Consider the following 770-nt stretch of genomic DNA (forward strand, 5'->3'; position numbering starts at 1 on the left):
GGCCTGCGCCACCGGGGCGGCGGGCATGCGGGCCGGACGGATCGCCGCGCGGGCGGCCATGGCCGAGACGGCAACCGAACGCTGGGGGGCCGGCCCGGTCTGCTCGATGACGAGAGCCAGGGTGGCCGCCTCGGCGACTTCCGCGACGCGGTCCTCGTGGCTCGGCTCGTCCCTGACGGGCGCGGACTGGCCATTATCCTGGCCGTTGGCGGGCAGGGGCGCGCCACCACGGTCGAACCGCATCAGCCGGTCGAGGACATAGACGGGGCTGGGCGGCAGCGGGCGAAGGAGCGAGATGTCCACGGGCGGCGAGACCGTGAAGGGTGAGGTCTCGTCCGCCTGTGTGCTGACCGGCGCCAGATCCGGCACCGGGGACATCTCCGGCACCGGGGCAGGCTCCCGCACGGGAGAAGCCTCCAACAGGGACGGAGCCGAAGCCTCGGCGGAATCGGCCTGGATCGCCGACCATGTCTCCACGGCAGTCGAATCCTCGCCGTCGAACCAGGCGCGCATGGCGGCCCAGTCCGGGACCTCGGTCCAATCGCGGTCGACGGGCGGCGGGGCCGGCGCGGCGTCGAGGATCGGCTCGCTCACCGATGCGGGGATGGGCAGCGGCTCCTCGACGATGGCGGCGAGGACGGCCTGCGGACGGCGATCGGGCGAGCGGAAGAAGCGGACGCCGGGCGGCGGGGTATAGGGCTGGCGCCACAGGGGCTGCGGCGGCTCGGGGGGAATCGCGGCCAGAAGCGCGGCCTCGGCCGCCTCCTGGG

At 74.7% G+C, this 770-nt stretch carries 1 pseudogene; it reads right to left on the reverse strand.

The features are described from left to right. A pseudogene (locus tag FV220_RS25160) lies at window positions 1-770 on the reverse strand (DNA translocase FtsK); the annotation flags it as partial.

Origin of the sequence: Methylobacterium sp. WL19, from assembly GCF_008040005.1 — a bacterium.
Classification (GTDB): domain Bacteria; phylum Pseudomonadota; class Alphaproteobacteria; order Rhizobiales; family Beijerinckiaceae; genus Methylobacterium; species Methylobacterium bullatum.